Origin of the sequence: Pseudomonas sp. gcc21 (genome assembly GCF_012844345.1) — a bacterium.
Classification (GTDB): Bacteria; Pseudomonadota; Gammaproteobacteria; order Pseudomonadales; family Pseudomonadaceae; genus Halopseudomonas.
The window spans coordinates 2,585,407-2,612,248 of the sequence record NZ_CP051625.1 but is presented as its reverse complement, the minus strand read 5'-3'; the positions used below and the strand labels follow the sequence as shown (position 1 = coordinate 2,612,248).

Below are 26,842 nucleotides of genomic sequence, written 5' to 3'. Positions count from 1 at the left end.
CGGACTTCGCTCCGGATCCTGATCGTAGTGCTTGCATTAATAACGCTGGCCGGCATCTTTGCCGTGCAGTCAGCGCAGCGAGCGTTACGGGATGCCGGCGTCGAGCATCTCGACTGGCGAGGCGTAAGCTGGTCGGGCAGCACGTTGAGCGTGGCAGAAATCACTGGCCGGTACGCAGCCGAACAGGGTGATCTGGGCTTTGCCGCCTGGGGTGTTCAAGTCAAACTGGTGTGGCAAGCGGGGCCGCGTCTGCAGCTGATTGATGTCCGGGATCTGGATCTCGACTGGCGCCCCACGCCCGGTATGACCTTTGAAGATCCCATGCTTGATTCCAACCCGGGTTCGACGGCCCCGGCGTCGCTCGACCAACCGCCCGCTTCGCTGGATCCGCGCGACTGGCTGCATATGCCGCACTGGTTCCCCGACAAGGCTGCTGTCCGCGATTTGGATCTGAGCATGCCCTGCCAACAGGCAGTCTGCGAGCTCAGCGGTTCACTTGATGTACGCCGCGATCCCGCCGTTGCCAATTCGGTCAGCGGGCAGCTGTCCCTGCTGTCCGGCGCGGAAAGTCTGGCATTGAGCTTCGACTTGCGCGATGAGGCGGATGCCTTCGTGCTCAACAGTGAGCTTGCGCTCTCGGGCCAACACGCGCTGGCGCTACACGCGGATTGGCGCGGTGTCGGAGATGCTGCTCGATGGCAGGGCAGCTTAAGCGTGCCCGACTGGCCAGATGCAAACTGGTTGTTTGAGTTTGTGGACCCGTGGCTCGCGCCGGGCAGCTTACCTTTAGTGCAGTTGCCGACAGGTCTGCAGTTCGATGCGAACTGGGCGCTGCAGCCCGGTCGAACGCCGCATTATTGGAAAGATCTGCTGGCCGGAGCTGTGCGTGTAGAGGGTCAGTTCAATCTACCGCAGCCCTGGGTCATTGAAGATATCGGGGCCGTCAGCGGGGCGGCTGATTTTGATTTTGAGGGCGATCAGGGCAACTGGTTGTTGCACCAGGGCACTGCCACCGTACAGCTTGACCGGTTGAGCTGGCCCGGCTTGGCGAACCTGCCCGCCGACGTACGCCCGGTCTCGGTGCGCGCTGTAGTTGAACCTGAGCCCGGTTCCACGCAAGGCTGGCGAGCCGCGTTGCCGCTGACGGTCAAGGCAACTCTGGACGGTCCGGTTACCGGTACGCTCGATACCAGGCTTAGTCTGAGCAACAGCCCGGCGCTGCAAGCTCAGCTACATGAGGGTCGTCTGCAGCTGGCCGCCGACAATATCGAATATGCCGACGCCCGGTTCCATGACCTGCAGGCCGATATGTTTTTCCAGGGACTGGTCAATCAACAACTATTAAGCCTTACCCTGGGCAAGTCATCCGGTCTTGATTCGGCTGTGATGCAACTGAGCGGGCCAGGCGTCTCGCTGACCGATGCGCGGCTGGAGCTGGCCGGACTCAAACTTGATATGCCGCTCGACGGGCAGGGCGCGATACAGCTGGACGCACCCATCCGCCTTGCTGCGTCCAGGCTGGAACATGCCGTGCTACGCCCGCAAAGCTGGAATCTGGTCGGCAAGCTGGGCTATGGCGACGAGCAGCTCGATTGGGAGGGTGTGGCCGCTGCGGCTAGCGGACTGCAATTTGGCCTGAACATGACCTGGTCGGCGAACGCCGGCTGGCGAGCACGGCTGGCGCCTGACGCAATCTTTTTGCGTGCGGCCAATCCGCTCGCGCTTACGCTTGCCGATTGGCCTGCGTTGCTCGACCTGAGCGCAGGCCGGCTGATCGCCAACTTCGATGCCAGCGGTAATGCCTCGATTGAGCGGCTATCCGGGCGAATAAACCTTTCGGGTGGCAGCGGTATATATGACCGCATGGAATTCGACGGCCTCGAGCTGCCGCTGAGCGTAGAGCTGAGGGGTGAACAGGCTACTTTCACAGCGTCTTCTATAACGCTGCAAAGCCTGAATCCAGGCCTGCCAGTTGGCCCGGCCCGTATCGCCGGCCGCTACCAAACGACGCTTGAACAGATGTTGGCTGGTGAGCTGCGTATCGAACACGCCTCTACTGAAGTGCTGGGGGGTCGGCTATTGGTGCAACCGGCCACAGTCGATTTCTCGCAAGCACGCCAGAACCTTATGGTCCAGATGCAGGGCGTCGAGCTGACCGAGCTGTTTGAAGCCTATCCAGCGGAAGGACTCAGTGGCAACGGCATTATTGATGGTCAGCTGCCGGTCACCCTGACGGATAATGGCGTGATCATCGAGAACGGTTCAGTGAAGGCACGTGAGCCGGGAGGCGTCATGCAGTATCGCTCGGATAAGCTTGCTGCGCTGGGCGATAACCCGGGCATGCGAGAGCTGGTGCTGGCGCTGAATGATTTCCGGTACAGTGTGCTCGCGAGCGATATCGACTATGCCGAAAACGGTACACTCGTACTCGACCTGCGTCTTGAGGGGCATAATCCGGAATTGCAACAGGGGCGTCCGGTGCATCTCAACGTACGTCTGGAGGAGGATATCCCGGCGCTGTTGGCCAGCCTTCAGCTGAGCGGGCAAGTCAGCGATATCATTCAGAAACGGGTTCAGGAGCGGCTGCTGCAGCGGCGCTGACCCAGCAGAGGAGAGCCTCATGCGTTGGCGACTGTTTCCGATGGTGGCAATGGCTGCGGCGTTCATGGTGGGTTGCACGCCCACCGTAAAAGTGGAAGCGCCCAGCGAACCGATCAACATCAACCTGAACGTAAAGATTCAGCATGAGATCTACGTCAGGGTGGACAAGGAGCTTGATGAGCTCTTCAGTGAATCAAGTGGGTTGTTCTGACAATCCCGGGGGAATGACATGCGTATGAGTATCAGAATGGGCGGTCTTCTGCTGGCGCTGATGATGAGTCTGCCTGCACTGGCGATGAGTCTGAACGAGGCGATGTCGGCGTTGCCGGCGGCGAAAGCGGCCGGCCAGCTTGGCGAGCAGCCCAACGGTTACCTCGGAGTGGTGAACCCGGGCGGCAATGCCGCTGAGATTGCCAGCCAGATCAATCAGGCGCGCCGCAATGAATATCAGAAACTGGCCAAGGAAAACGGCATTCAACAGCGCGACGTCGAATCCATGGCCGGCAAGAAAGCCATCGAGCGTACAGCGTCGGGGCAGTACATCATGCTCAACGGGGTATGGATGAAGAAGTGACGGTTGGCACCGACCCTGAGTCTGTTGTGAGCCTTGTGAGTTGTCGCGAGGCGACAGGGCTGCGCCGACACGCTGCAAGTACATCCCTGTAAGCTCGTCGATGACATCCTTGTCATCGGACGGTCGGCTCAGCCTCATCGCCTCGCTTCGCGGGAACACTGAGTTGTTGGATGGCTCGTCCCAAAACGTCTTTTCTACATCACGCCGATGCCCAACCAAGCCCACCGGCGGTCAGGGTGGAGCAAGTGTTGAAAACAGGGATGTTTTCATCAAGCCCCCAAGGATGGGTTCACGGCGTCTTGCGTAATCCTGGCGGGCGGTGCGGCGATTTGCTTCGATCTGGTCTAGTGGATCACAGCTTTGAATCTCCCCTAACCCCTCTTTGTCAAAGAGGGGGATTGGCCGGAGTGGTGGCTGATCAGTGTTTCAGGCGTGAGCATGCTTGGTGCTGCCATCTCGCTGGTGCTAATGGCTCCAGATCACTCTACGAGACTGGCGGGAATAGCCTCAAAGCCTGTTAGCACCTATTTGTCAGCATCCGCGTCCTTCTGCCGTTCCTCGTCCTTCTTGAAGTTCTCCCAGTCTTCCCAATCATAGGGCGTGCCGGCCTTGGGGGGCTCGGGGTGGGTGGCGCGTTCCAGCGACTTGCCCTTCAGGCTTGAGTCCTTGAGTTCGTCCTTTTTGTCTTCTTCCAGTCCGTGCTTTTTCAGATATTCATCGGCGCGCATATAACCTCCGCAGGAGTCGGCAAAAAACCGGTGTGGTTATATCTCCGACAAGCCGAATCCGGCGCTGTTGCATTTTGCCTGATGCAGGCGGTGGGCGAGACAGCTTATCGCCACGACACTGTGGTGCAATCCCGCACGCACTCCATCGCATTCTGCTAGGCTTCCGCCTTTGACGGCATATCTAAGGGATGAGTTTGATGCTTACGATTGATCTGTTCAGCAGCTATGGCTTCTGGCTGGTGCTCGGTTTACTGCTGTTGATTTCAGAGCTGGCAGCGCCGGGCGTTATCGCCGTGTTTTTTGGAATCGGCGCGTTGGTGGTGGGTCTGTTGACCTTGGCTGGCGTGATCGAGAGCCTGCCGATACAGCTCTTATGTTTTTCGATGGTGAGCATTCTGGCGTTGTTCGGCTTGCGTCGGCGGTTTCGCCGATGGTTGCACGGTGACGTATCGGACCGGGCCACCGGGCCAGACCACGGCGATCTGGTGGGTGCTCGCGTGGCGGTACTGGAAGACTTCGAACAGGGCCAAGGCGCTGTGCAATTGAACGGGGCGAAATGGGATGCCGAGTCCGACGAGCCATTGAAAACCGGCGACGCGGCATGGGTATCAGCCCACCGCGGCATCGTTTTAAGGGTGACTGCGAAGCGCCCAGTGACAGCTAGATAACAACACAACGGAGTAACAGCATGGAAATCGCTACTATTGTTTCATTGGCCTTCCTGGCCCTAATTGTCATCACCATTGCCAAGACCGCGCAGATTGTTCCGCAACGGTCCGCCTACGTGGTCGAACGGTTGGGTAAGTACACCAAGACACTGGATGCAGGCTTCCATCTGCTGATTCCTTTTGTCGACCGGATCGCCTATCGCCATACCCTCAAGGAAGAAGCCATTGATGTCGAACGTCAGGCCTGTGTGACCAAGGACAACATCCAGGTCGTGGTCAACGGCGTCATCTATCTGCAGGTGGTCGATCCCAAGGCGGCCAGCTACGGCATCAACGATTACCGCTACGCCGCCATGCAGCTGGCGCAGACCACGCTTCGTTCGGTGGTCGGCAAGATCGATCTGGACAAGACCTTCGAGGAACGCGAAACCATCAACGTGCAGGTCGTCGATGCGCTGGACGAAGCCGCCCGTCCCTGGGGCGTGAAGGTCATGCGTTACGAGATTGCCGATATCGAGTTGCCTGCGACCATCCTCGATGCGCTTGAAAAGCAGATGCGTGCCGAGCGGGAACGTCGCGCTGTTGTGGCGCAGTCCGAAGGCGAGCGCCAGGCCAAGATCAACGTTTCCGAGGGTATCAAGCAGGAAACCATCAACCTGTCCGAAGCCGACAAGATGCGGCAGATCAACGAAGCCGAAGGTAAGGCGCGTCAAATCGAGCTGGTTGCTGAAGCCACCGCCCAGGGCTTGCGTCTGGTTGCCGAGGCGATCAACACCCAGGGCGGCAAGGATGCGGTAGCGCTGCGCGTGGCCGAGCAGTATGTGAATGAGTTCGGCAAACTGGCCAAGACCAACAACACCATGATTCTGCCAGCCGAGCTGAGCAATATTGGCGCTGCCGTCGCGGCGATTACCAAGACGCTGGATACGGTCAAACAGCCGAATATCTGATCGGTCAGATAACCTGACGCAGTGGCATTGCCGGTGCGTCAGGTGTTCAGCAGTACCCCTCGCTCGTGCGCGTCAACCTTATCCTTCAATCTCCGCCGTAGCGGCCTTGCCGCGATTTTCCTTGTATCCCTCGAGCACTGACAGCAACGCCGGAATGACCAGCAGCACCAGCATGGTCGAGAAGCCCAGACCGAAGGCGATCGAGGTCGCCATGGGGATCAGGAATTGCGCCTGCAGGGAAGTCTCGAACAGCAAGGGCAGCAGGCCGCCAATGGTAGTCAGGGAGGTCAGCAGCACGGCGCGCAGCCGCTGAACCACGGCCTCGCTGATTGCTTCGTTGATGGGCAGCCCGCGCTTGCGTTGATCCTGATAGAAGCTCACCAGAATGATCGAGTTATTGACCACAATGCCCGACAGGCCGAACAGGCCGAACATCGACAAAATGGTCATGTGCAAACCCATGACCCAGTGTCCCAGCAGCGCGCCGACCAGTGCCAGTGGGATCACCGACATGACGATCAGCGGTGTAGTCCACGAGGTAAACACCCAAACCAGCACTGAATACATCAACAGTAGGCCGATGATCAGGCCGGCTTTCATGTCTGCCATGGTCTCGCGCTGATCCGCCGAACGGCCTTCGAAGCTGTATCGCACGTTGTGTGCGGCGGCCAGATCGGGCAGCACGCCGTTGATGACTTCCATCACCTCGCCGGCGGTGGTTTGCGTCGGGTCGAGATCGGCAGTGACTTCCACCGCGAGATGCCCTTCGGCATGACGCAGTGCCTCAAAACCCTGCCCGGCGCTGAAAGTAGCAACCTGAGCCAGCGGTACGAAGCGGCCATCGTCCAGCCGAATGGTCATATCGCCGAGGCTGGCCAGTTGCTCGCGCTCCCTGCGCGGTAGTTGTACGCGTACTTCGATCTCATCCGAGCGCTGCTGATAGATCTGGGCGAGCCGGCCGTCATAGGCGGCGCGCAGTTGTCGCCCAAGGCTTTCGGTACTCAGTCCCAGTGCCTGCCCATAGGGCGTCAGGCTGTAGATCAGTTGTTCGCGGCCCCAGGCCATATCATCTTCAGTGCTGATAACGCCGCCGATCGACGCAATCATCACACCCAGCGCATCGGCAGCCTCTTTCAGCTGGACCGGATCGTCGCCGGTCAGGCGCACGTTGACATCCTTGCCGGGCGGGCCGCCGGTGCGTTCGTTGATCACCAGGCGGTCGATGCCTGCCGGAAGTCTGATGCGCTCGCGCCAGGCCCGTATGAATTGCTGATTGCGCACCTCCCGATGGTCCGGCGATGCCAGCTCGACCATGATTGATCCAAGCTGGTCTCCGGCCCGTCCGGTGCCAGACGGGCCGGTCACTTCACCCAGGCTCACCACAGCCGTCAGGATCAGATCTCCACCGAGCGCCTGCTCAGTGTCATTCAGGGTGTTCTGCAGGTGGATCAGAAACCGGTCGACCTGCTCCCGCGGCGTGCCGGCAACAAAACTGACGCTGGCGTTCAGCACCTGGGGTTCGGGGGTTGGAAAGAAGCTGAAGCCGATACGGCCGCCGCTGATAAGTCCGACGGTAAGGATGACACTGACCAGCGCGCAGGCGAGGGTGGCTCCCCGGTGGCGCAGGGATAACTCACTCAAACGCCGGAATCGCTGCTGGCGGAAGCGATCAAACCCCGCATCGAAGCGCGACCGCACAGCGTCCACTCGATTGCCGACGTTGCGTAGCCAGCCCGTACCGGTATCAATCTGCTTGGGTTGGAAGGCGTTGCGCAAGTGGTGGGGCAGAACCAGAAAACACTCCAGTAGCGAGGCGATCAGAATGCAGATCATCACCGTCGGGATGTCGCCAAGGATACTGCCGTAGATGCCGCCAATCATCAGCAGCGGCATGAACGCGGCGATGGTGGTGAGCGATGAGGCGACGACGGGCCAGAGCATGCGGTGGGCGGCGCCATCCGATGCCAGTCCCGGTTGCTCGCCACTGCGAAAATGCGCGTCGGCGTCCTCGCCGACCACAATCGCATCGTCGACAATTATTCCCAGCGCCATGATCAGGGCGAACAGCGAGATCATATTGATGGAGCCGCCGATCAGCCAGAACACTACAAGTGCAGCGAGGAAAGCGGTCGGAATGCCGACTGCCACCCAGAGCGCAACGCGACCCGGGAGAAACAAATAAAGCAGCAGTACAACCAGTACCAGGCCGCTAACACCATTATTGATGAGCAGACTGATACGCTCGTCGATCGCCTCCCACGCCTGGTCGTGGACATGCAGGGAGAGGTCCGGCGGCAGCGTCGGCCGCACCTCGGCAAGCCAGTCGTTGAGGATTTCCGCTGCTCTCAGCGAGTCGCCATTCTCGGCGCGCTGTACGATCAGCTCCACCGCCGGGTAACCCTTGAAGCGTAGCTCCGGCTGATTGCGCATGGCCTCCTGGCGAATGCTCGCCACATCGCCCAGACGCAGGTGGTTGCCTTCGCCGGGCTCCAGCGGCAGGTTGGCAAATTGCTCGGGCGCGCGGCGCTGCTCGACGGCCCGGAGTTCACGGGCCGCGTCAAACTCACCGGCGAGGCCGGCGGGTAGATCCCGGGATTCGGCAGCGACCCGTTCGGCTATCTGATCCAGCGACATGCCGAGTTCCTGCAGTCGCTGATTGGATATCTCGATACTGATCTGCTGTTCCGGCAGCCCGCGGATTTCGACACGGTCAACGCCGTGATCGAGCAGGTCGATTTCCAGACGGTTGGCGGCGCTGCGTAACTCATGGTCGGCCAGCGGACCATATAGCAAGATCTTGGCAACCGGTTCATAGCGGGCGATTCGAGTTACTTCGGGGCGTTCCGCATCGCCTGGCAGGTTGCGGAACTCATCCACCTGCTGGCGCGCATCGTCCAGTGCCACTATCGGATCAGTGCCTTCGCGAAATTCCAGGGTGATACTCGATACGCCCTGGGCGGACGTGGAGGTCATCGATTTGAGGTTTTCGACATTGCGCAGGCGTTGTTCCAATGGCTGGGTAATCGCCTGCTCTACGTCCTCCGCTGCGGCGCCACTCCAGATGACCCGCACGGTGACAAAATCGAGTGCGAAGGTGGGGAAAAACTGGATGTTCATGCGCATCAGGCCGAGCACGCCGCCACCGAGCATGATCAGCATCAGCAAATTGGCGGCGACCTTATGGCGAACAAAAAAACTTATCGCACTCGACTTGTCGCTCATCGGACCGGCTCCGGCGCATTACCCTTGTCCGCCTCGACAGCATCCACCTTCAGGCCCTGCATGGCATTGGGCAAATGGGTAGTGATGATCTGCATACCGGGTTGCAGCTCGGGCGACTGCACCAATACCCAACGCTCGCCCGACTCCATGAGGATTTCGCCGACCTGCTGGATGGCCAGGCGCTGCATGCGCCCATCGAGCAACTGATAGATGGTGTCGTTCCCGTAGATGGAGCTGTAGGGCAGCGCCACGCTGTTGTCACTGGCTGGTCGCGCTACGCTGATCGCCAGCAGGTTGCCGGCGCGCAAGCCGGGGTGCGGCTGGTCCAGTGTGAAGAGCGCCTCGACGCCTCGTGTATCGGCCTGGCCAGCAATGCGTTGCAGGGTCAATTGCACCGGTGGATCGGTATTCAATGCCGTAGCGGGCAGCCGCTTGCCGCTGTTCAATGCGTTGATGAACGCCTGGCTGTAGATCTGTGGCAGCGTGGCTCGCAGCTCCATGTCTCGCAGCGGGTAGAAGTCCAGCAATGCGGCGTTGGTTGCGACCTGGTCGCCGACAGCCACGCGCACGTCACCGACCACGCCGTCAAAGGGCGCTCGAAACCGGCTGCGTTCGACGTCCCGTTGTGTGCTTTCCAGTTCGGCACGGGCGCGCTCGACCCGCGCCTCCAGGCCGGCCATGCGGCTCGGGTAGCCTTCAATGTTTCGCTCGCGTATGGCCACAGTGAGCGCTGCGCGGTCCAGCGCGTCGGTAGTGGCATCCAGTTCGGCCTGTGGAGAGAGTCCCCGGTTGACCAGTTGCTGCATTCGTTCGAGCGCCTTATTGGCGTTGGCCTGAATGCGGCGCTCGAGAGTCAGTGCGCTTTGGTCATTCTTGTGGGCCAGACGTGCATTCTCCAGCTGCGACTCGGCATCGGCCAGATCGGCCCGGGCCTGCTGTAGTCTAGGCATGACGTCCGCCTCATCCAGCGCAACCAGCAGTTCGCCTTCCTTGACCTGCTCGCCGTCGCGTACCGGCAGTTCGGCGATTCTGCCCGGCATCGGAGCCACGCTGGTCAGACGCAGGGGGGATTCGAGTCGGCCGTACAGTGTCAGGCTGGGTTGAAAGGCGTCGGGTTGAATGAGCAGAGTCTCTACCCGCCAGCTACGCTCAGTCGGGGTAATGGGTTCGGGTACCGGTCTGGTCACTTTGAGCAGGATAAAGCCGAGAATGCCGACAGCAATAATTGTTATTGGTACGAGACGCTTGCGCATTGTAAATCTCAGGCAAAAAAATCAGTGGCTCTGTATAGCCTTTTGCAGGCATGCGTAGCAATAGCCGCAGTGACGCAGCTGTTTGGCCTGTGAACGAGCCGGCCCGCGAACCCTTCTGCTGCGGCTCAGCGGCGCCTATAACGTGATATATCGGCGGTGGATGCACGTTTCTGAAGTGCCAGCGTCAGGCTAGGGTCTGTTGACGTTTCATCGCGAGCCGCGTTGCTGTGTCAAATGACGCCAGGCCGGGCGGCGTTCCGCCAGGCGCGGGACGCAGGTAATGGTTGTTCCCTTGCCAAGTCCCGCAACGCCGCATGGCGTCATTTGCCACGCAACCCGTAGGGACGGGGCCCGTTTAGCGCAGCACTGCGTTACTCGTCGCTCATTTGGAACAACCACAAAAACGCCTGGAGCGTTTTTGCGCGCAAGCCCCGGAGGGGTGAAGCACATGGATGTGCTGAGCAAATTTCTCTCCTCGCGCCTTGTTCTGCATCAAACGGGTCTCCGTCGCGGCCGCGATGAAACGTCAACAGACCCTGGTTTCATACTTACAAAAACAATACGCGGAGTACTATTGTGAATAGCGAAATGCCCTGGTTGCGATCCTATCCGGATAATGTTGACTGGAACGCTGCGTTGCCGGCTCGACCGGTCAATGAATTGCTGGCCGATGCGGTACGCCATTTTCCAGATAACCCCGCCATCAACTTCCTCGGTCACCGCTTGAGCTACCGTCAGCTGGATGATCTGATCTCCCGGGCCGCAGCGGGACTGCAATACCTGGGCGTAGGCCCCGGCGTGCACGTGGGTCTGTATCTGCCTAACACACCGCATTATTACATCAGCTTTTTTGCGGTCTTGCGTGCCGGCGGAACTGTGGTGAATTACTCACCTCTGGACGCCGAGCGCACACTCGAACATAAAATCGAAGACAGCGAGACCGAAGTAATGGTGACGCTGGATCTAGCAGCCTTCTATCCAAAGATGGCCAGTCTGCGCGAGCGCACCCGTTTGCAAACCCTGGTTGTCGGCGGTATGACGGATTTCTGTGGGCCGGGCGTGACGCCCGGAGCTGACCAGCTGGGGCCTGCCGTAGAGGTGACGTTCGACGAGAGCTGCGTTGCGTTCAGCCAGTTGCTGGACAACACCGGCGAATATCGTGTCTTTGCGCTGGACGATGCCGAGTCGACGCTGGCCGTGCTGCAATATACCGGCGGTACGACCGGGGCGCCCAAGGGGGCGATGCTGACCCATGGCAATATCGCTTCTGCCTGCGCACAGCTGAAGGAAATTCTCGAGGTGGCGCTGACGCCTGGCCAGGAGCGGGTCCTGGCTGTGTTGCCGCCTTTTCATATCTATGCGCTGATGATCAACATGGTGTTTGGCCTGAGCATGGCCTCCGAGGTGTACCTGCATCCACGGTTCGACGCGCCGACAGTGCTGCGTGAAATCAGCCAGAACAAGATCACGACCTTCCCGGGCGTGCCGACCATGTTCATCGGCCTGCTGGGACACCCCGACACGCCGCAACATGACCTGACCTCCCTGAAGTTGTGCAATTCAGGCGGTGCGCCGTTGCCTACCGAAGTGCAGCAGCGTTACTTCGAGATGGCCGGCTGCAGTCTGCGCGAAGGTTGGGGCATGACCGAGACGACGACAACCGGGACCTTCTCGCCCATGGGTGCTGAACCACGTCCGGGCTCATGTGGCATTCCGATGCCGGGCACGCGTATTCGCATCGCTCCGCTGGACGGCTCCCCAGGCACCCTCGCTCCGGGGGAGCGCGGCGAAGTCTGCATCAGCGGGCCAAACGTGACGGTAGGCTACTGGAAACGTCCGGATGCCACCGCCGAGGCGATGACAGACGACGGCTATCTACGTACCGGTGACATCGGTTATATGAATGAGGATGGCTACCTGTACATCGTTGACCGGACCAAGGACATGATCCTCTGCAGCGGTTTCAACGTGTATCCGCGCACCATCGAAGAAGCGATTTATGAACATCCGTCGGTCGAGGAGGTCTCTGTTATCGGCGTCGAAGACGCCTATCGGGGGCAGGCACCCAAGGCGTTTATCAAGCTCAAGGCTGGCGCTGAGGCGTTCGATTTTGCTGAGCTGCAGGCGTTTCTCGAGCCACGTCTGGGACGTCATGAACGGTTGCAGGCAATGGCCATACGCGACGCCTTGCCGAAAACACCGGTAGGCAAGCTGTCGAAGAAGGAACTGTACGAAGAGGAGCGGCTAAATCTGGTCAGTCAAACCGCCTGATCGGCCTATGAATGGGCGCTCGCTTTGTCGGATAATGCCGGGCCTGTGAATGTGTCGTTGCGACAGCAACAATGCATCCACAGGCCTTATTTCATTCATAGAACGCAAGGTTTCATTTCATGCTGATGGCACTGCTCGCTGTAATCGCCGGACTCGCACTTCTTGTCTGGAGCGCTGACCGCTTCGTTGATGGCGCTTCGGCCACGGCGACACACGCGGGCATGCCGCCACTGTTGATCGGCATGCTGGTGATTGGCTTTGGTACTTCCGCTCCGGAAATGGTCGTTTCGGCGTTGGCAGCCTCGCAGGGCAACCCCGGCCTCGCACTGGGCAATGCCTACGGTTCCAATATCACCAATATCGCGTTGATCATCGGTCTGGTCGCGGTGATCAGCCCCATCGTTGTGCACTCCCAGGTTGTACGCAAAGAGCTACCCGTGCTGCTCGGCATTACCCTGCTGGCCGGTTATCAGTTGATCGACGGCAATCTCAGTCGGATGGATGCCTGGGTTCTGCTCGGCGCCTTCGCTTTGCTTATGGGCTGGTCGATCGTGCAGGGACTGCGCGGCCGGGGCGATACCCTGGAGAGTAACTACGACGAAGAGCTGAAAGAACACGCCATGCCGCTGAAAAAGGCGCTGTTCTGGCTGATTGTAGGGCTGGTGTTGCTGGTGGTCAGCTCCCGCGTGCTGGTCTGGGGCGCGGTCTTCATCGCCCAGAGTCTCGGCGTCAGCGATCTGATTATCGGCCTTACCGTGGTAGCGGTAGGTACCTCCCTGCCGGAACTTGCCTCCGCTCTGGTGGCTGTGCGCAAGAACGAGCATGACCTGGCACTGGGTAACGTTATTGGCTCGGGGATGTTCAATACGCTTGCCGTGGTGGGTATTGCTGCGGGCATCATGCCGCTGGCTGTCGAGCCGGTGGTGTTGTACCGCGACTGGATGGTGATGGCAGCCTTGACCGTAGCGCTACTGATCATGTGTATCGGGTTGAATGGCAAACAAGGCCGTATCAACCGTCTGGAGGGCGGGGCGCTTATGCTGGCTTACATCTGCTACACAGGCTATCTCGCCTTTACCATCATCAGTGCCGGCTAGCGGGCAGAGCTAAAATTCTGCCCGGTCGGGCTCTGTGCTGAGCGCGTTCCGTGTAACATGACCAGACCATCCGGAACTGCCTGAGCCATCATGACCGACGTAACACAAGAGAAAATACCGCAGCACAAACCCCGGCCGATGGTCGATCTACTGGTCAGTATCGTTATCCCATCGGTGATACTGATGAAGTTCAGTGGTGAGGATGACCTCGGCGCCGCGCAAGCATTGGTTCTCGCACTGGCCTTTCCCATCTGCTGGGGCCTGTTCGAGTTGGTGCGCTATCGCAAATTCAACTTCATCGCCATGCTCGGCGTGATCAGTGTATTTCTGACTGGTGGTATCGGCCTGATGGAGCTGGACCCCAAATGGCTGGCGATCAAGGAAGCGGCGGTGCCGGGCTTGATTGGTGTTGCCGTGCTGGTGTCGACCCGCACATCCTATCCGCTGATTCGTACACTGCTCTACAACGACAGGGTGTTGAATGTGCGCCGCGTCAATGAGCGGCTGGAAGAACGTGGGCTGATGGATATATTCGAATTGCGCCTGTTGAAAGCAACCTACTTTCTGGCGGGCACCTTCTTTTTCTCCTCTCTGGCCAATTACACCCTGGCCAAATGGATAGTGGTCAGCCCGGCGGGGACCAGCGCGTTCAATGAGGAGTTGGGGCGCATGACCCTGGTCAGCTATCCGGTGATAGCCATTCCTTCGATGGTCATGATGATGGCGATACTGTTCTATCTCTGGCGGACGATTCATGGCCTGACGGGCCTGAAGATGGAAGATATCGTCGCGCACCCGCCAAAATAGATCAGAGGAAGCCATTGCGGCTTCCTCTGTGTTTGTTACAGCCGCTCTAACGCTTCGCGCAGCCTGGCAACGGTTTGCTCAACATTGTGCAGCTTGTCCAGACCGAACAGGCCGATGCGGAAGGTCTTGAAGCTGGCCGGTTCGTCGCACATCAGTGGCACACCTGATGCGGTCTGCAGGCCATGCTCGATGAAGGCCTTGCCGCTCTGGATGCCATCGTCGGTGGTATAGCTGACGACCACGCCAGGCGCTTCGAAGCCCTCTGCAGCAATGCTCTTGAAACCCTTCTCGGCAAGCAGCGCTCGAACCGCCTTGCCCAGTGCTAACTGCTCCTGCTTGACCTTGTCGAAGCCGTAATCGCGGGTTTCCAGCATGGTGTCGCGGAACTGCTTCAACGCATCGGTGGGCAGCGTGGCGTGATAGGCATGGCCGCCGTTCTCATAGGCTTGCATGATCTGCAGCCATTTCTTCAGATCACAGGCGAAGCTGTTGCTGGCCGTATCGGCGATGCGCTCGAGCGCCAGCGGGCTGAACATGACCAGCGCGCTGCAGGGCGAGGCGCTCCAGCCCTTCTGCGGAGCGCTGATCAATACGTCGATGCCACACGCCTGCATGTCGACCCAGAGGGTGCCGGAGGCCACGCAGTCCAGTACAAACAGACCACCCACTTCGTGTACCGCATCGGCCACTGCGCGCAGGTAATCGTCCGGCAGAACGATGCCTGAAGCGGTTTCCACATGAGGGGCGAATACCAGATCCGGTTTGCGCTCGCGGATCGTCGCCACCACTTCTTCGATTGGCGCAGGGGCAAAGGGGGACTGTTCGTCGGTGCCGGTTTGCTGCGCTTTCAGCACGATCTCTTCGGCGGGCAACCGGGCCGCTTCGAAGATCTGACTCCACCGATAGCTGAACCAGCCGTTGCGGATAACCAGACAGCGCTTGTCCTGGGCAAACTGGCGGGCGACTGCTTCCATGCCATAGGTGCCGCCACCCGGCACGACCGCGACACCGGCGGCCTGGTAGACGTCCTTGAGAGTGCCGGAAATGTCCCGCATGACCTGCTGAAAGGTGGTGGACATGTGGTTGAGCGAGCGGTCGGTGAAAACCACAGAATATTCAAGCAGACCGTCGGGATCGACGCTTGGGTGCAGGCTGGACACGGCAGGTTCTCCAAATCAGGCGGAAGGTTGCGCCGAACACAGCCGGCGCGCCAAAGATCCTATGCTACCTGATCTGACCGATGATTTATCGGGGATGCTCAACCGCGCCGTTCTGGTTTGCCGGGCAATTAACGGACACGCCTGAGACGTGGTCGGTGAATCCGCGATCGCGCCGAGACGATGCGCGATACCTGCCAAGCCAGCCCTGTCGGCGCGCAGGCGCACGCCAACCCCAAGGAACCCCAGCCCCCAGCTCTCACCGCTCGACCCAACAGCAGCCCGCCGAGCCGGGCCGAAATATCACCCGGTACACAAGCTCCAGCAGGCATCCCGGGCGGCCTCGATATCGGCCAGATCCAATCGCAGGTAGCCGTCGCGCTCAGCCTTCATCATATTGACGAAGGCACCCCACACCAGCGCCATCAATACCTCGGCGCGGATATCGCTGCGGTAGGTGCCCTTGTTTTGCATGCTGCGGTAATAGGCCAGGACGGGGGCGAGTATCTTGCGTTCGAGTTCGCGGCTGGCCTGATCGAGATACGGCCGGTGGTCCTGTAGCTCCATGAAGCGATAGGAGTCGGGCGCTTCCCGGGTGAATTCGACCATGCGCTGCCAGATGACCGCAAACTGCTGCTGAGGGTTGAGGGTGTCGTCCAGCTGGCCATAAAGGCGTTTGCTCATCGCGAGCTTTTCTTCACGGAACAGCTCGTTGACCAACACCTCTTTGCTGACGAAGTAGCGGTAGATAGTACCGGTCCCGACACCGGCTTGTTCGGCAAGCGTAGGCATGGGCACGCCATTGACACCACCTTCGGCAAATACGGTCAGCGCAGCGCGAAGGATCGCGCTACGCTTGTCCTTTATCCGTGGCCGTGGTGCCTTGTTTCCCTTCGAATGACTGTTCATTTGCGCATTCTAAAGGCAAACACCCGATGGGTGCAGCCCCCACGTCAGCGCAGATGTGCATTGCCGGTCATCCACATCTGCGTGAGGCCGGTGGCAGCCGCATTGACGGGTCAGGCTCGCAGGTCTTTCCGTGCGCCGCGGGCTCGCCGGTCGGCGCTGCGTACAATGAGCCAGGCGAGCAGAGTGCAGAGCGCGACAGCCAGCAGGATCACGCTGGCGATGGCATTGATTTCAGGTTTGACGCCCAGCCGCACTGATGAGAACACCTCCATCGGCAGGGTGGTGGCGCCGGGCCCCGACACAAAGCTGGCGAGTACCAGATCATCCAGCGACAGGGAAAACGCCAGCAACCAACCCGCGGCAATCGACGGCGCAATCATCGGTACCGTGATCTGCAGGAAGGTCTTCCATGGCGGACAGCCAAGATCCAGCGCCGCCTCCTCCACTGACTGATCGATTTCCCCGAGTCGGCTGCTGACCACAATGGCCACATAGGAAGTGGCAAAGGTGGTGTGGGCGATCCATATGGTCACCATGCCTCGCTCAGCCGGCCAGCCCACGGCCTGGGCCATGGCCACGAACAGCAACAACAGCGAAAGACCGGTAATCACCTCAGGCATGACCAGCGGCGCTGTGACCAGACCGGAGAACAGGGTGCGACCACGGAAGCGCTTGATGCGGGTCATGGCGAAGGCCGCCAGGGTGCCCAGCGCCACCGCGGCGGTGGCGGTGAAGAAGGCAATCTGCAGACTGCGCTTCACCGCGTTCATCAAGGCGGTGTTGTCCAGCAGGCCGATATACCAGTGGATCGACCAACCGCCCCAGACTGTTACCAGTCGCGAGGCGTTGAACGAATAGATGACCAGGATCACCATCGGCAGATAGATGAACAACAGGCCCAGCCAGAGTACGCCAGTGGAGAATGCTGGACGCCGGTTCATGCGTTGCGCTCCATGGCCCGTGACTGGTTGTAATGAAAGAGGATGATCGGAATCAGCAGCAACGCAAGCATGACGATCGCCAGCGCGGACGCCACCGGCCAGTCACGGTTGTTGAAGAATTCCTGCCAGAGTACGCGGCCAATCATCAGGGTCTCCGGTCCACCCAGCAATTCGGGCACCACAAACTCGCCGACCACCGGAATGAACACCAGCATGGAGCCGGCAATGATGCCGCTCCTGGATAGCGGGACGGTGATCTTCCAGAAGGCCTTGATCTTGCCCGCGCCGAGATCCATGGCGGCTTCGAGTAGCGTGTTGTCATGCTTGATGAGGTTGGCGTAGAGCGGCAGGATCATGAATGGCAAATAAGCGTACACAACGCCGATATAGACCGCCGCGTCGGTGTTGAGAATCTGCAGCGGCGAGTCGATCAGGCCGGCCCACATCAGCGTCGAGTTGAGCAATCCATTGGTACTCAGGATGCCCATCCAGGCGTATACGCGAATCAGTATGGCAGTCCACGTCGGCATCATGATCAGCAACAGGTAGATCAGCTGTTTGTCCCGCGGGGCGCGGGTAATGGCATACGCCATCGGATAGCCCAGGACCAGGCAGATCAGCGTCGAAAACAGGGCAATTTTCAGCGAGCCAAGATAAGCCGCGTAATACAACGAGTCCTCGCTGAGGAAAATGTAGTTACCGAGGTTGATCGCGATGCTCAGCGACTGTTCGGCGTACTCCAGCAAAGGCTGATAGGGCGGTATGGCGATCGCCGCTTCAGAAAAGCTGATCTTCAACACGATGGCGAAGGGCAGCAGGAAAAACAGGCCCAGCCACAGGTAGGGAGCGCTGATAACCCAGAAGCGACCGGTTGGCAGAAGGCGGGACGTCAGCTTGCTCATGAGGGCAGGACGACCCCGCTATCGTTTTCCCAGCTGATGTAGACCTTGTCATCCCAGGTCATGCGCGTCATGCGCCGTTCGGAGTTGGCAAAGAACGCTTGCACGATCAGGCCGCTGTCGAGCTTGATGTAGTACACCGAATGTCCGCCGAGATAGGCGATGTCATGTACTTCGCCGTGCGCCCAGTTATATTCCTGGTCGGGCTTGTCAGGGCTGACCCAGACCTTCTCCGGACGCAGGGCAAAAATGGTGTGCCGGTCTTCTGCCCGGGTACTGATGCCGTGGCCGATATAGATGGGCCGGTCCAGTTGCGGACATTCGATAATGGCGTGGTCTTCCATGTCGACCGTCAGCTCGCCCTCGAAAATATTCACGCTGCCTACAAACTCGGCCACGTGACGACTGGCCGGACTTTCGTAGATATCCATCGGCGTGCCGACCTGGGCAATCCAGCCCTGATGCATGATGGCGATACGCTGAGCCATGGTCATGGCTTCTTCCTGGTCATGGGTCACCATGATGCAGGTTACGCCGACGCGCTCGATGATCTCGACCAGCTCCAGTTGCATTTGCGAGCGCAGCTTCTTGTCCAGTGCGCCCATCGGCTCGTCCAGCAGCAGCAACTTGGGGCTTTTGGCGAGCGAACGCGCCAGGGCCACGCGCTGACGCTGACCGCCCGAAAGCCGGTGCGGTTTGCGTCCTGCATATTCGCTCATGCGGACCAGCTTGAGCATTTCGGCCACGCGGTCCTGGATGTCAGCCTTCGACATCTTGTCCTGCTTCAGACCAAAGGCAATGTTCTGCTCGACAGTCATATGCGGGAATAGCGCATAGGACTGGAACATCATGTTGATTGGCCGCTTGTGCGGCGGCAGATCGGTCAGATCCTGACCATCGAGGATAACCCGGCCTTCGGTGGGCCGCTCGAAGCCGGCAAGCATTCGCAGCAAGGTGGATTTGCCGGAGCCGGACCCGCCGAGCAAGGCAAAAATCTCGCCTCGGTTGACCGTCAGGCTGACGTCATCAACCGCCAAGGCATCATCGAAGCGTTTGCTGATCCGCTCGATCTTTACGAATTCGTCAGGTTTGGCCTTGGCCATCGCCTGCTTCATGGCCCCTGCAGCGCCAACCATAGTGTTCTCCGTGCTCGGTATCGAATAAAGGCGTTACAAGGTCGAGGCCTGGCGTTTGTGCACCAGACCTCAACACTGCCTGTGCTGACTCAGCGACCGGATTTGATCCGGTTCCAGGAGCGGGTGATGATCCGTTGCGCCGCCAACGGACGCGGTTCGGCAACATACAGCTTCTGCATGACTTCCTCGGTCGGATAGATGGCCGGATCATTGAGGATTTCGGCGTCGATCAACTCGTTGGCAGCCTTGTTCGGGTTGGCATAGGCGACGTAGTCAGTGATCGGCGCGACGACGTCAGGGCGCAGGATGTAATTGATGAAGGTGTGTGCGTTGTCCGGATTGGGCGCATCCTTCGGAATCGCCATCATGTCGAACCACAGCTGTGTGCCTTCCTTCGGAATGGTATAGGCGATATTCACGTTGTTGTTCACTTCTTCTGCACGGGCAGCGGCCTGGAATACATCACCGGAAAAGCCGACAGCCACACAGATGTCGCCATTGGCGAGGTCACTGATGTAGCGCGAGGAATGGAAGTAGCGAACCGACTCACGCACGCTCAATAGCAGATCTTCGGCCTTTTTCAGGTCGTCCTTGTCGGTACTGTTCGGATCCAGGCGCAGATAGCCGAGCGCGGAGGTGATCATGTCATCGCCGGAGTCGAGCATGGTAATGCCGCAGCTGGCCAGTTTGCTGGCCACCTCAGGCTTGAAAACCAGATCCCAGGAATCGACAGGCGCATCGTCACCCAGCACGGCTTTGACCTTCTCGACGTTGTAGCCGATGCCGTTTGTGCCCCACATGTAGGGGATAGAGTGCTTGCTGCCCGGGTCGATGCTTTCTATCTGTTCCATCAATAGCGGGTCGAGGTGCTTCATGTTCGGCAGCTTGTCATGATCCAGCTCCATGTAGACGCCGGCATCAATCTGTTTGCTGAGAAAGTGGTTGGAGGGCACCACCAGATCGAAGCCTGAGCGGCCTGTCAGCAGACGGGCATCAAGCACTTCGTTGGAGTCATAGACGTCGTAGCTGACGTCAATGCCGGTTTCCTTCTCGAAATTGGCGATGGTGTCTTCGGCGATATAATCGGACCAGTTGAAGACTTTCAGTTGTCCGTTCGCCTGCGCAGTCGCAGCGCCACCAAGCAGGGCAGCAGTAGCCAGGGCCAGAAACGTTTTTTGTACCGAGTTTTTCATAGCGCCTCCTGTGCAGGCTCCAGCCACAGTATGTTGCCTGCCTTGTTATAAGCCGGGCAGCTGCCCTGGCTCGATTATCAATTCCTTTCCACCGCTTCAGTTTGCACGCTAACCGAACCAGTAATGAGCAGATTAGCTGCTCCGTGCTTTTTTACAGTGCCTGGCCGGGCGGCGAATTCTATTCGACGCGTCGGTGTTCGGATAGTCGACGGCTTATATCAACCCCCTAATTGTTCGGCCGTCAGATCCAGACAGCGCCAGATCAAGCCTACCAGCTCGTCGATCTCGCCAATACTGATCACCAGCGGTGGCGACATGATCATGGTATCGCCCACGGCGCGCATCACCAGGCCATTACTGACACAAATGTCCCGGCAGAGCGAGCCGGTGCTGCCTTTGTCGGCAAACCGCTCGCGAGTGGCCTTGTTCTTCACCAGCTCGATAGCTCCGAGCAGGCCTGTGCCGCGCACTTCACCCACCAGCCGGTGCTCGGCCAGCTCGGCGATCTTTTTCTGCAAATAGGGTGCCGCTTCGTTTTTCACGTAATCGACGATCTTCTCGTCGCGCAGGATGCGCAGATTTTCCAGCGCCACCGCAGCAGCGACCGGGTGGCCTGAATAGGTGTAGCCGTGGAAGAATTCGCCGCCCTCGTCGATCAGGGTGCGTGCGACCCGGTCACCGACGACCACGCCGCCCATCGGCAGATAACCCGAGGTCATGCCCTTGGCGATTGGCATCAGATCAGGCTCGAGATCGAAATGCTGACTGCCGAACCATTCACCGGTGCGCCCGAACCCGCAGATGACTTCATCGACCACCAGTAGAATGTCGTGTTCGGCGAGGATGCGCTTGATCTCGGGCCAGTAGGTTGCCGGTGGGATGATTACGCCGCCCGCGCCCTGAATGGGCTCGGCGATAAAGGCTGCGACCTTATCCTCGCCCAGCTCACGGATCTTTTCCTCGAGCTGCCGCGCGGCCCAGATCCCGAACTCGTCCGGCGTCATGTCGCCGCCTTCTTCGAACCAGTACGGCTGGGGAATATGAACGATGCCGGGGATCGGCAGATCGCCCTGGGCGTGCATGGGCGCCATGCCACCCAGGCTTGCGGCCGCAACGGTCGAGCCGTGATAGCCATTTACCCGGCCGATGACGGTCTTTTTGCCGGGCTTGCCCTTGAGATCCCAATAACGCCGAACCATGCGCAGCACGGTGTCGTTGGCTTCTGAACCTGAACCGGTAAAAAACACGTGGTTCATGTGCTGCGGCGCCAGCTCGGCAATCGCCGCAGCAAGTTTCACCGCGGGCGGATTGGCGCATTGGAAGAAGCTGTTGTAATAGGGCAGCTCTATCATCTGCTTGAAAGCGGCTTCGGCCAGCTCGGTACGGCCGTAACCGATATTGACGCACCACAGACCGGCCATGGCGTCCAGAATCTGGCGGCCTTCACTGTCCCACAGATAGACACCCTCGGCGCGCTCAATGATCCGCGTCCCGCGCTCGCCTAAATCCTTGTGATCGGTGAAAGGGTGCAGATAGTGCGCAGTGTCCAGCGCCTGAAGTTGCGCTGTGGTGTAAGTGTTTTCAGTGCTCATGCGACCCCTCTACTGCGTTGCTAAGCCCGGACCATCGCAACCGGGCGCCTCGATGACTGAATAAAGACTTCTTCAGACACTCAACAAAAGGAACTCGCGTTCCCAGGAGCTGATAACCCGTTTGTAGTTTTCATGCTCCACGCGTTTCACCGACACGTAACCCCGGCAGAACTTCTCACCCAGCACTTCGGAGATATCCTTGCACTGTTCCATGCGTTCCAGCGCGGCCTCGAGAGAAAAGGGCAGGCGCAAGTTGCGTCGCTCATAAGCGCGACCCTTGACCGGAGCAGAGGGATCGATCTTGCCGACCATGCCCAGATAGCCACACAGCAAGCTGCCGGCGATGGCTATGTAGGGATTGGCATCCGCGCCCGGAAGGCGGTTCTCGATGCGGCGATTCTGCGGACCGGAATCCGGCACCCGCAGCCCGGCAGTACGGTTCTCCTCACCCCATTCAACGTTGACCGGTGCGGAGGTGTCGGGCAGAAAACGGCGGAATGAATTCACATTGGGCGCAAACAGCGGCAGGACTTCAGGGATGTACCGTTGCAGGCCGCCTATGTGATACAGGAACAGCTTGCTCATCGAGCCATCGGCATTGGAGAACACGTTTTTGCCGGTTTTCAGGTCCAGAATACTCTGGTGCAGATGCATCGCGCTGCCGGGCTCGTTGGTAATCGGCTTGGCCATGAAGGTAGCGGTAATGTCGTGCTTGAGCGCTGCTTCGCGCATGGTGCGCTTGAACACCAGTATCTGATCGGCCAGATGAAGGGGATCGCCGTGACGGAAGTTGATCTCCATCTGCGCGGTACCTTCTTCATGGATCAACGTATCCAGATCCAGCCCCTGGGCTTCGCACCAGTCATACATGTCTTCGAACAGCGGATCGAATTCGTTGGCTGCATCAATGGAGAACGATTGGCGGCCAGTTTCCTGGCGACCTGAACGGCCAATCGGCGGTTGCAACGGCAAGTCAGGATCCTCGTTGCGCTTGGTCAGATAAAACTCCATCTCCGGCGCAACGATAGGTTGCCAACCCTTATCTTCGTATAGCTTGAGCACTTTCTTGAGCACGTTGCGCGGCGCCATCTCGATCGGCACGCCTTTCTTGTCGTAGCAGTCGTGGATGATCTGCGCGGTCGGCTCGATGGCCCAGGGCACCAGGTAGATAGCGGTATGGTCAGGCTTGCAGATCATGTCGATATCGGCGGGATCGAGCAGATCGTAATAAATGTCGTCTTCGACATAATCACCGGTCACAGATTGCAGCAGAATGCTCTCCGGCAGACGCATGCCTTTTTCCGAAATGAACTTGAGAGTCGGTGCGATCTTTCCACGGGCAATGCCGGTCAGATCGCTGACCATACATTCGACTTCGGTGATCTTGCGTTCCTTCAACCAGCTTTCGATGTGATTCATAACTTCCTCAGAGTTGCCGGGCAGCATAAGCCCGGCAGGCGTCGCCAAACGCATTGAATATAGCGGAGTAGAAAGTGTTCTCGGTGACTTTCCATTCCGGATGCCATTGCACGCCCAGCGCAAAGCCGGACGCATCAATAACGGAGAAGCCTTCAACCAGGCCGTCGGGTGCGTATGCTTCAGGCCGCAGCCCGGGCGCCAGATCCTTTACGCCCTGTGTATGCAGGGAGTTGACCTGGGCCGTGCTGCGGCCAGAGATCCGATGTAGCAGGCCCCCCGGCTCGATGCGCACTTCGTGTGCCGGACCATACTGCAAATCCACCGGCTGGCTTTTGTCCTCGCGGTGTTCAATATAGCCGGTCACTTCGTGAAGGCATGGATGCAGGGTGCCGCCGAAGGCGACGTTCATTTCCTGGAAGCCTCGACACAGCCCGAGCACCGGAACGCCACGCTCGATGGCAGCTTTGATAAGGGGCAGTGTCGTTTCGTCGCGCTGAGGATCATGATGGGTACCCTCCATGCTCGGAGCCCCCTTATAATGATGCGGTTCAACATTGGACGGTGAGCCGGTGAACAGCAGACCATGGAAAGTATCCAGCAGTCGACCGGTATCGATGCGATTACCGAGCGCGGGAATCAGTAGTGGTAAACCGCCGGCTCCATTGACGACTGCGAGGATGTACTTCTCGCCGGCGATGTGAAATGGGTGCGGCCCCGTCTTGTCCGTGCAACAGGAAATACCGATAAGAGGCGTGTTCTGAGACGACATGGTTAGGCTCTAAGCTGGATGGCCGTGTGCGGATTGTTGTTCGATTTTTCATACAATAGCAACAAAAAATAGCCGGTACAAAAGCCCTCTTGCACGCCTAGTAACAATACTCGAAACACCTCTTTAAGCCCGCGAAAATAGCGGGAAAAGCAGTGCGCCGCGCTCTAATCCTAGGGCTTCGGCTCGCTTGACTCGATCTGGCCTTTCGGATTTACTCTGACCCTATAACCACTGTGGTTGATATATTTTACAAACAACAGGTGACAACCCATGCATCCCCAACCCGGAGCGGATACTGTGATACCGATAACCAGGACGGTAGACAGTATCCAGGAAGCTGAGGCGTTCCTCGCCGAGCATCCGGAAGTTCATTTTATTGATCTGCTTATTGCCGATATGAACGGCATCGTCCGCGGCAAACGCATCGACCGCTCTGCTCTGATGAAAGCCTTCGAACGGGGTATCGCTTTACCCGCGTCGGTCTTCGCGCTGAACATCCAGGGCACAACTGTCGAAGAAACCGGGCTTGGGCTTGAGATGGGCGATGCCGACCGCATCTGCCTGCCGATCCCCGGCACGCTGTGCATGGAACCCTGGCAGAAGCGCCCCACTGCGCAGCTGTTGATGACCATGTATGAGCTGGATCGCAAGACACCCTTTTTTGCCGATCCGCGCTATGTGCTGCAGCGTATCGTTGAGCGGTTCAGCGAGCTTGGCCTGAAGCCGGTCTCGGCCTTCGAGCTGGAGTTCTACCTGATCGATCAGGAGAACATCACCGGCCGGCCGCAGCCGCCGCGCTCGCCGATGTCCGGCAAACGGCCGAACTCGGTCCAGGTCTACTCCATGGATGATCTGGACGAGTACGCCGAATTCCTGCAGGACGTCATCGAGGCTGCCCACGAGCAGGGCATCCCCGCTGACGCCATTGTGGCCGAATCCGCACCGGGCCAGTTCGAGGTCAACCTGCATCACGTCGACGACCCGGTGGTGGCCTGTGATTACAACGTCCTGCTCAAGCGAGTGATCAAGAACGTCGCTTACGACCATGAGATGGACACCACCTTCATGGCCAAGCCGTATTACGATCAGGCCGGCAATGGCATGCACGTGCACATCAGTCTGATCGACAAGGACGGTGTGAACATCTTTGCGCCGAACCCCGACGGCAGCCTGAGTGACAGGTTGCGTTGGTCGATTGGTGGCCTGCTGCAGACTCTCCCGGAATACATGGCGTTCCTGTGTCCTAACGTGAACTCCTATCGGCGTTTCAGTCCCAGTTTCTTCGTGCCCTGCGCGCCGACCTGGGGCATCGATAACCGCACTGTTGCTGTTCGCGTCCCGGGCGGCGAGCCGGATGCCATGCGTATCGAGCATCGTCTGGCGGGCGCTGACGCCAACCCTTATCTCCTTATGGCCGCGCTACTGTCGGCGATCCATTACGGCATCACCAACAAGATCGAGCCGCCTCCGATGACCGAAGGCAATGCCTACGACCAACATGAGGCTTCGCTGCCGACCAACCTGCGCGACGCGCTGCGCTTGCTGGAGCACTCCGAGGTCATGCAGGAGTACATCGGCGAGGAATATCTGGATGTGTTCGTGTTGTGCAAGGAAAGCGAGCAGGAGGAGTTTGAGCGGACCATCTCCGACCTTGAATATATGTGGTATTTGCACACAGTCTGATCGTTGAAACGCGCGACCAAGATCCCGCCACCGTGGCGGGATTTTTGTTCCTGCGTGTTATTGTCGCTGCGAGAAAACTGGACGGTCGATTCCTTGATTATCAAAGACATGAAATCGGCGCAGCGCCCGCCGCCAAGAGTCTGGCGAAGGCTGGGTACGTGGCGGGAAGACAGGCAGCTTCGACGATTGAGCATTTCCGCCGGTGACTGGCAGCGAGCGTTGGGCGACTGGTCCGTATACCGTCGTTATTCCGAGCTGGAGCGCTGTTGGCTGCATGAGGCGGCGCTGCGGCTGCTCCTGCGCAAACATTTCGTCGGTGTGGACGGTCTGGAAATCAGCGACGCTATACGTCTTCGTATTGCGGGTATGGCCGTTGTGCCGGTGCTCGGATTAGGGCTGGACTGGTACGACGGCTGGCAGACGCTGATCCTGTACGACGGCCCTTTTGTTGCCAATCACAGCTGGCAGGACGAGTACGGCATTGTTCATCAGGAAACCAGCGAGCGCAGCGGAGAAGCCTGGGAGCACGGGCCAATTGTTCTATCGCTGCGGGACGTGCTGGATGCCGACCAGCACGACGGCTACAACGTGGTGATTCATGAACTGGCGCATACTCTGGATATGCGTAGTGCCTCTGCCAACGGCGCGCCGCCGCTTCATTCGGGTATGGACGCGGTAGCCTGGAAGCGCGACTTGTCGGCCGCCTGGGACGATCTGGCACGCCGTGCCGAGCTCGGCGAGCGGTTGCCTGTAGATAGTTACGCACTCGAGGACCCCGCCGAATTCTTCGCTGTTTTATCCGAAACCTTCTTCGAGTCACCGCGTTCACTGCAATCCGCCTGGCCGGCTGTGTACGGTCATCTGGTCGCGTTCTATCGGCAGGACCCGTTGGCGCTGACTTAGCAGAATCGGCTGTAAACGTTGGGTCCGGGTGACTGCTAACTGAACAACTCCTAACAGAGCAGCAATGGCG

The 26,842-nt window shown here is 59.1% G+C and carries 22 protein-coding genes; 10 read left to right on the top strand and 12 right to left on the bottom strand.

The features are described 5' to 3' along the window. The first annotated feature begins 27 nt into the window (after window positions 1-27). Genes HG264_RS11985 through HG264_RS11975 form a run of 3 tightly spaced genes read left to right on the top strand, consistent with a single transcriptional unit; the run spans window position 28 to window position 3,175 of the window. Window positions 28-2,601, top strand: a complete 2,574-nt coding sequence (locus tag HG264_RS11985; protein WP_169407898.1) for a YdbH domain-containing protein — start codon at window positions 28-30, stop codon at window positions 2,599-2,601. A gap of 19 nt (window positions 2,602-2,620) precedes the next feature. Continuing rightward, window positions 2,621-2,812 (top strand): YnbE family lipoprotein, encoded by a 192-nt coding sequence (locus HG264_RS11980; protein WP_169407897.1) that lies wholly within the window; start codon window positions 2,621-2,623, stop codon window positions 2,810-2,812. An 18-nt stretch (window positions 2,813-2,830) separates the two neighbouring features. Next, window positions 2,831-3,175: a YdbL family protein gene (locus tag HG264_RS11975; protein ID WP_169407896.1), complete on the top strand. Its 345-nt coding sequence runs from the start codon at window positions 2,831-2,833 to the stop codon at window positions 3,173-3,175. A gap of 524 nt (window positions 3,176-3,699) precedes the next feature. On the opposite strand, the gene HG264_RS11970 is transcribed toward HG264_RS11975, so the two are convergent. Further along, window positions 3,700-3,903, bottom strand: a complete 204-nt coding sequence (locus HG264_RS11970) for a hypothetical protein (protein ID WP_169407895.1) — start codon at window positions 3,901-3,903, stop codon at window positions 3,700-3,702. A gap of 197 nt (window positions 3,904-4,100) precedes the next feature. On the opposite strand from HG264_RS11970, the gene HG264_RS11965 reads away from it, so the two are divergent. Together HG264_RS11965 and HG264_RS11960 are read left to right on the top strand one after the other, a co-directional pair. Continuing rightward, window positions 4,101-4,571, top strand: a complete 471-nt coding sequence (locus tag HG264_RS11965; protein ID WP_169407894.1) for an NfeD family protein — start codon at window positions 4,101-4,103, stop codon at window positions 4,569-4,571. A 20-nt stretch (window positions 4,572-4,591) separates the two neighbouring features. Beyond that, window positions 4,592-5,521 (top strand): SPFH domain-containing protein, encoded by a 930-nt coding sequence (locus HG264_RS11960; RefSeq protein WP_169407893.1) that lies wholly within the window; start codon window positions 4,592-4,594, stop codon window positions 5,519-5,521. A 78-nt stretch (window positions 5,522-5,599) separates the two neighbouring features. Here HG264_RS11960 and HG264_RS11955 read toward each other — a convergent pair whose 3' ends face one another. Continuing rightward, the gene (locus HG264_RS11955) at window positions 5,600-8,743 is read right to left on the bottom strand and encodes an efflux RND transporter permease subunit (protein ID WP_169407892.1); all 3,144 of its coding nucleotides are present in this window, start codon (window positions 8,741-8,743) and stop codon (window positions 5,600-5,602) included. Beyond that, entirely contained in the window at window positions 8,740-9,996 is a 1,257-nt protein-coding gene (locus HG264_RS11950; RefSeq protein WP_169407891.1) for an efflux RND transporter periplasmic adaptor subunit, read from the bottom strand. The genes HG264_RS11955 and HG264_RS11950 overlap by 4 nt, the downstream gene beginning before the upstream one ends. Window positions 9,997-10,572: 576 nt before the next feature. On the opposite strand from HG264_RS11950, the gene HG264_RS11945 reads away from it, so the two are divergent. The 3 genes from HG264_RS11945 (at window position 10,573) to HG264_RS11935 (ending at window position 14,171) form a co-directional block, all read left to right on the top strand. Continuing rightward, entirely contained in the window at window positions 10,573-12,267 is a 1,695-nt protein-coding gene (locus tag HG264_RS11945) for a long-chain fatty acid--CoA ligase (protein WP_256663666.1), read from the top strand. A 119-nt stretch (window positions 12,268-12,386) separates the two neighbouring features. Further along, window positions 12,387-13,364: a calcium/sodium antiporter gene (locus HG264_RS11940; protein WP_178102810.1), complete on the top strand. Its 978-nt coding sequence runs from the start codon at window positions 12,387-12,389 to the stop codon at window positions 13,362-13,364. Between the two features lie 90 nt (window positions 13,365-13,454). Further along, window positions 13,455-14,171, top strand: coding sequence for a VC0807 family protein (locus HG264_RS11935; RefSeq protein ID WP_169407890.1), 717 nt, complete (start codon window positions 13,455-13,457; stop codon window positions 14,169-14,171). A gap of 35 nt (window positions 14,172-14,206) precedes the next feature. Here the strand turns inward: HG264_RS11935 and HG264_RS11930 are convergent, their stop codons facing one another. From HG264_RS11930 to HG264_RS11890, 9 genes are all read right to left on the bottom strand, one after another. Next, window positions 14,207-15,331, bottom strand: coding sequence for an aminotransferase class V-fold PLP-dependent enzyme (locus HG264_RS11930; protein WP_169407889.1), 1,125 nt, complete (start codon window positions 15,329-15,331; stop codon window positions 14,207-14,209). 300 nt (window positions 15,332-15,631) lie between these two features. After that, window positions 15,632-16,237: a TetR/AcrR family transcriptional regulator gene (locus tag HG264_RS11925; RefSeq protein WP_169407888.1), complete on the bottom strand. Its 606-nt coding sequence runs from the start codon at window positions 16,235-16,237 to the stop codon at window positions 15,632-15,634. A 110-nt stretch (window positions 16,238-16,347) separates the two neighbouring features. After that, window positions 16,348-17,178 (bottom strand): ABC transporter permease subunit, encoded by an 831-nt coding sequence (locus tag HG264_RS11920; protein WP_169407887.1) that lies wholly within the window; start codon window positions 17,176-17,178, stop codon window positions 16,348-16,350. After that, window positions 17,175-18,080, bottom strand: a complete 906-nt coding sequence (locus HG264_RS11915) for an ABC transporter permease subunit (RefSeq protein ID WP_169407886.1) — start codon at window positions 18,078-18,080, stop codon at window positions 17,175-17,177. The genes HG264_RS11920 and HG264_RS11915 overlap by 4 nt, the downstream gene beginning before the upstream one ends. Further along, window positions 18,077-19,213 carry an ABC transporter ATP-binding protein gene (locus HG264_RS11910; protein ID WP_169407885.1) on the bottom strand — a complete coding sequence of 379 codons (1,137 nt, stop codon included), beginning with the start codon at window positions 19,211-19,213 and terminating at the stop codon, window positions 18,077-18,079. Before HG264_RS11910 ends, HG264_RS11915 begins: the two co-directional genes overlap by 4 nt. Before the next feature lie 89 nt (window positions 19,214-19,302). After that, complete coding sequence (locus HG264_RS11905) at window positions 19,303-20,406, bottom strand: polyamine ABC transporter substrate-binding protein (RefSeq protein WP_169407884.1); 1,104 nt, start codon at window positions 20,404-20,406, stop codon at window positions 19,303-19,305. 218 nt (window positions 20,407-20,624) lie between these two features. After that, window positions 20,625-21,998: an aspartate aminotransferase family protein gene (locus HG264_RS11900; protein WP_169407883.1), complete on the bottom strand. Its 1,374-nt coding sequence runs from the start codon at window positions 21,996-21,998 to the stop codon at window positions 20,625-20,627. Between the two features lie 72 nt (window positions 21,999-22,070). Beyond that, the gene (locus HG264_RS11895) at window positions 22,071-23,417 is read right to left on the bottom strand and encodes a glutamine synthetase family protein (protein WP_169407882.1); all 1,347 of its coding nucleotides are present in this window, start codon (window positions 23,415-23,417) and stop codon (window positions 22,071-22,073) included. Between the two features lie 7 nt (window positions 23,418-23,424). Continuing rightward, window positions 23,425-24,186 (bottom strand): gamma-glutamyl-gamma-aminobutyrate hydrolase family protein, encoded by a 762-nt coding sequence (locus tag HG264_RS11890; protein ID WP_169407881.1) that lies wholly within the window; start codon window positions 24,184-24,186, stop codon window positions 23,425-23,427. Between the two features lie 300 nt (window positions 24,187-24,486). Between HG264_RS11890 and HG264_RS11885 the strand changes: the two genes are divergently transcribed. Together HG264_RS11885 and HG264_RS11880 are read left to right on the top strand one after the other, a co-directional pair. Continuing rightward, window positions 24,487-25,869, top strand: a complete 1,383-nt coding sequence (locus tag HG264_RS11885) for a glutamine synthetase family protein (RefSeq protein WP_256663858.1) — start codon at window positions 24,487-24,489, stop codon at window positions 25,867-25,869. Between the two features lie 108 nt (window positions 25,870-25,977). Next, window positions 25,978-26,772, top strand: a complete 795-nt coding sequence (locus HG264_RS11880) for a zinc-dependent peptidase (protein ID WP_169409112.1) — start codon at window positions 25,978-25,980, stop codon at window positions 26,770-26,772. The last annotated feature ends 70 nt before the right edge of the window (window positions 26,773-26,842 follow it).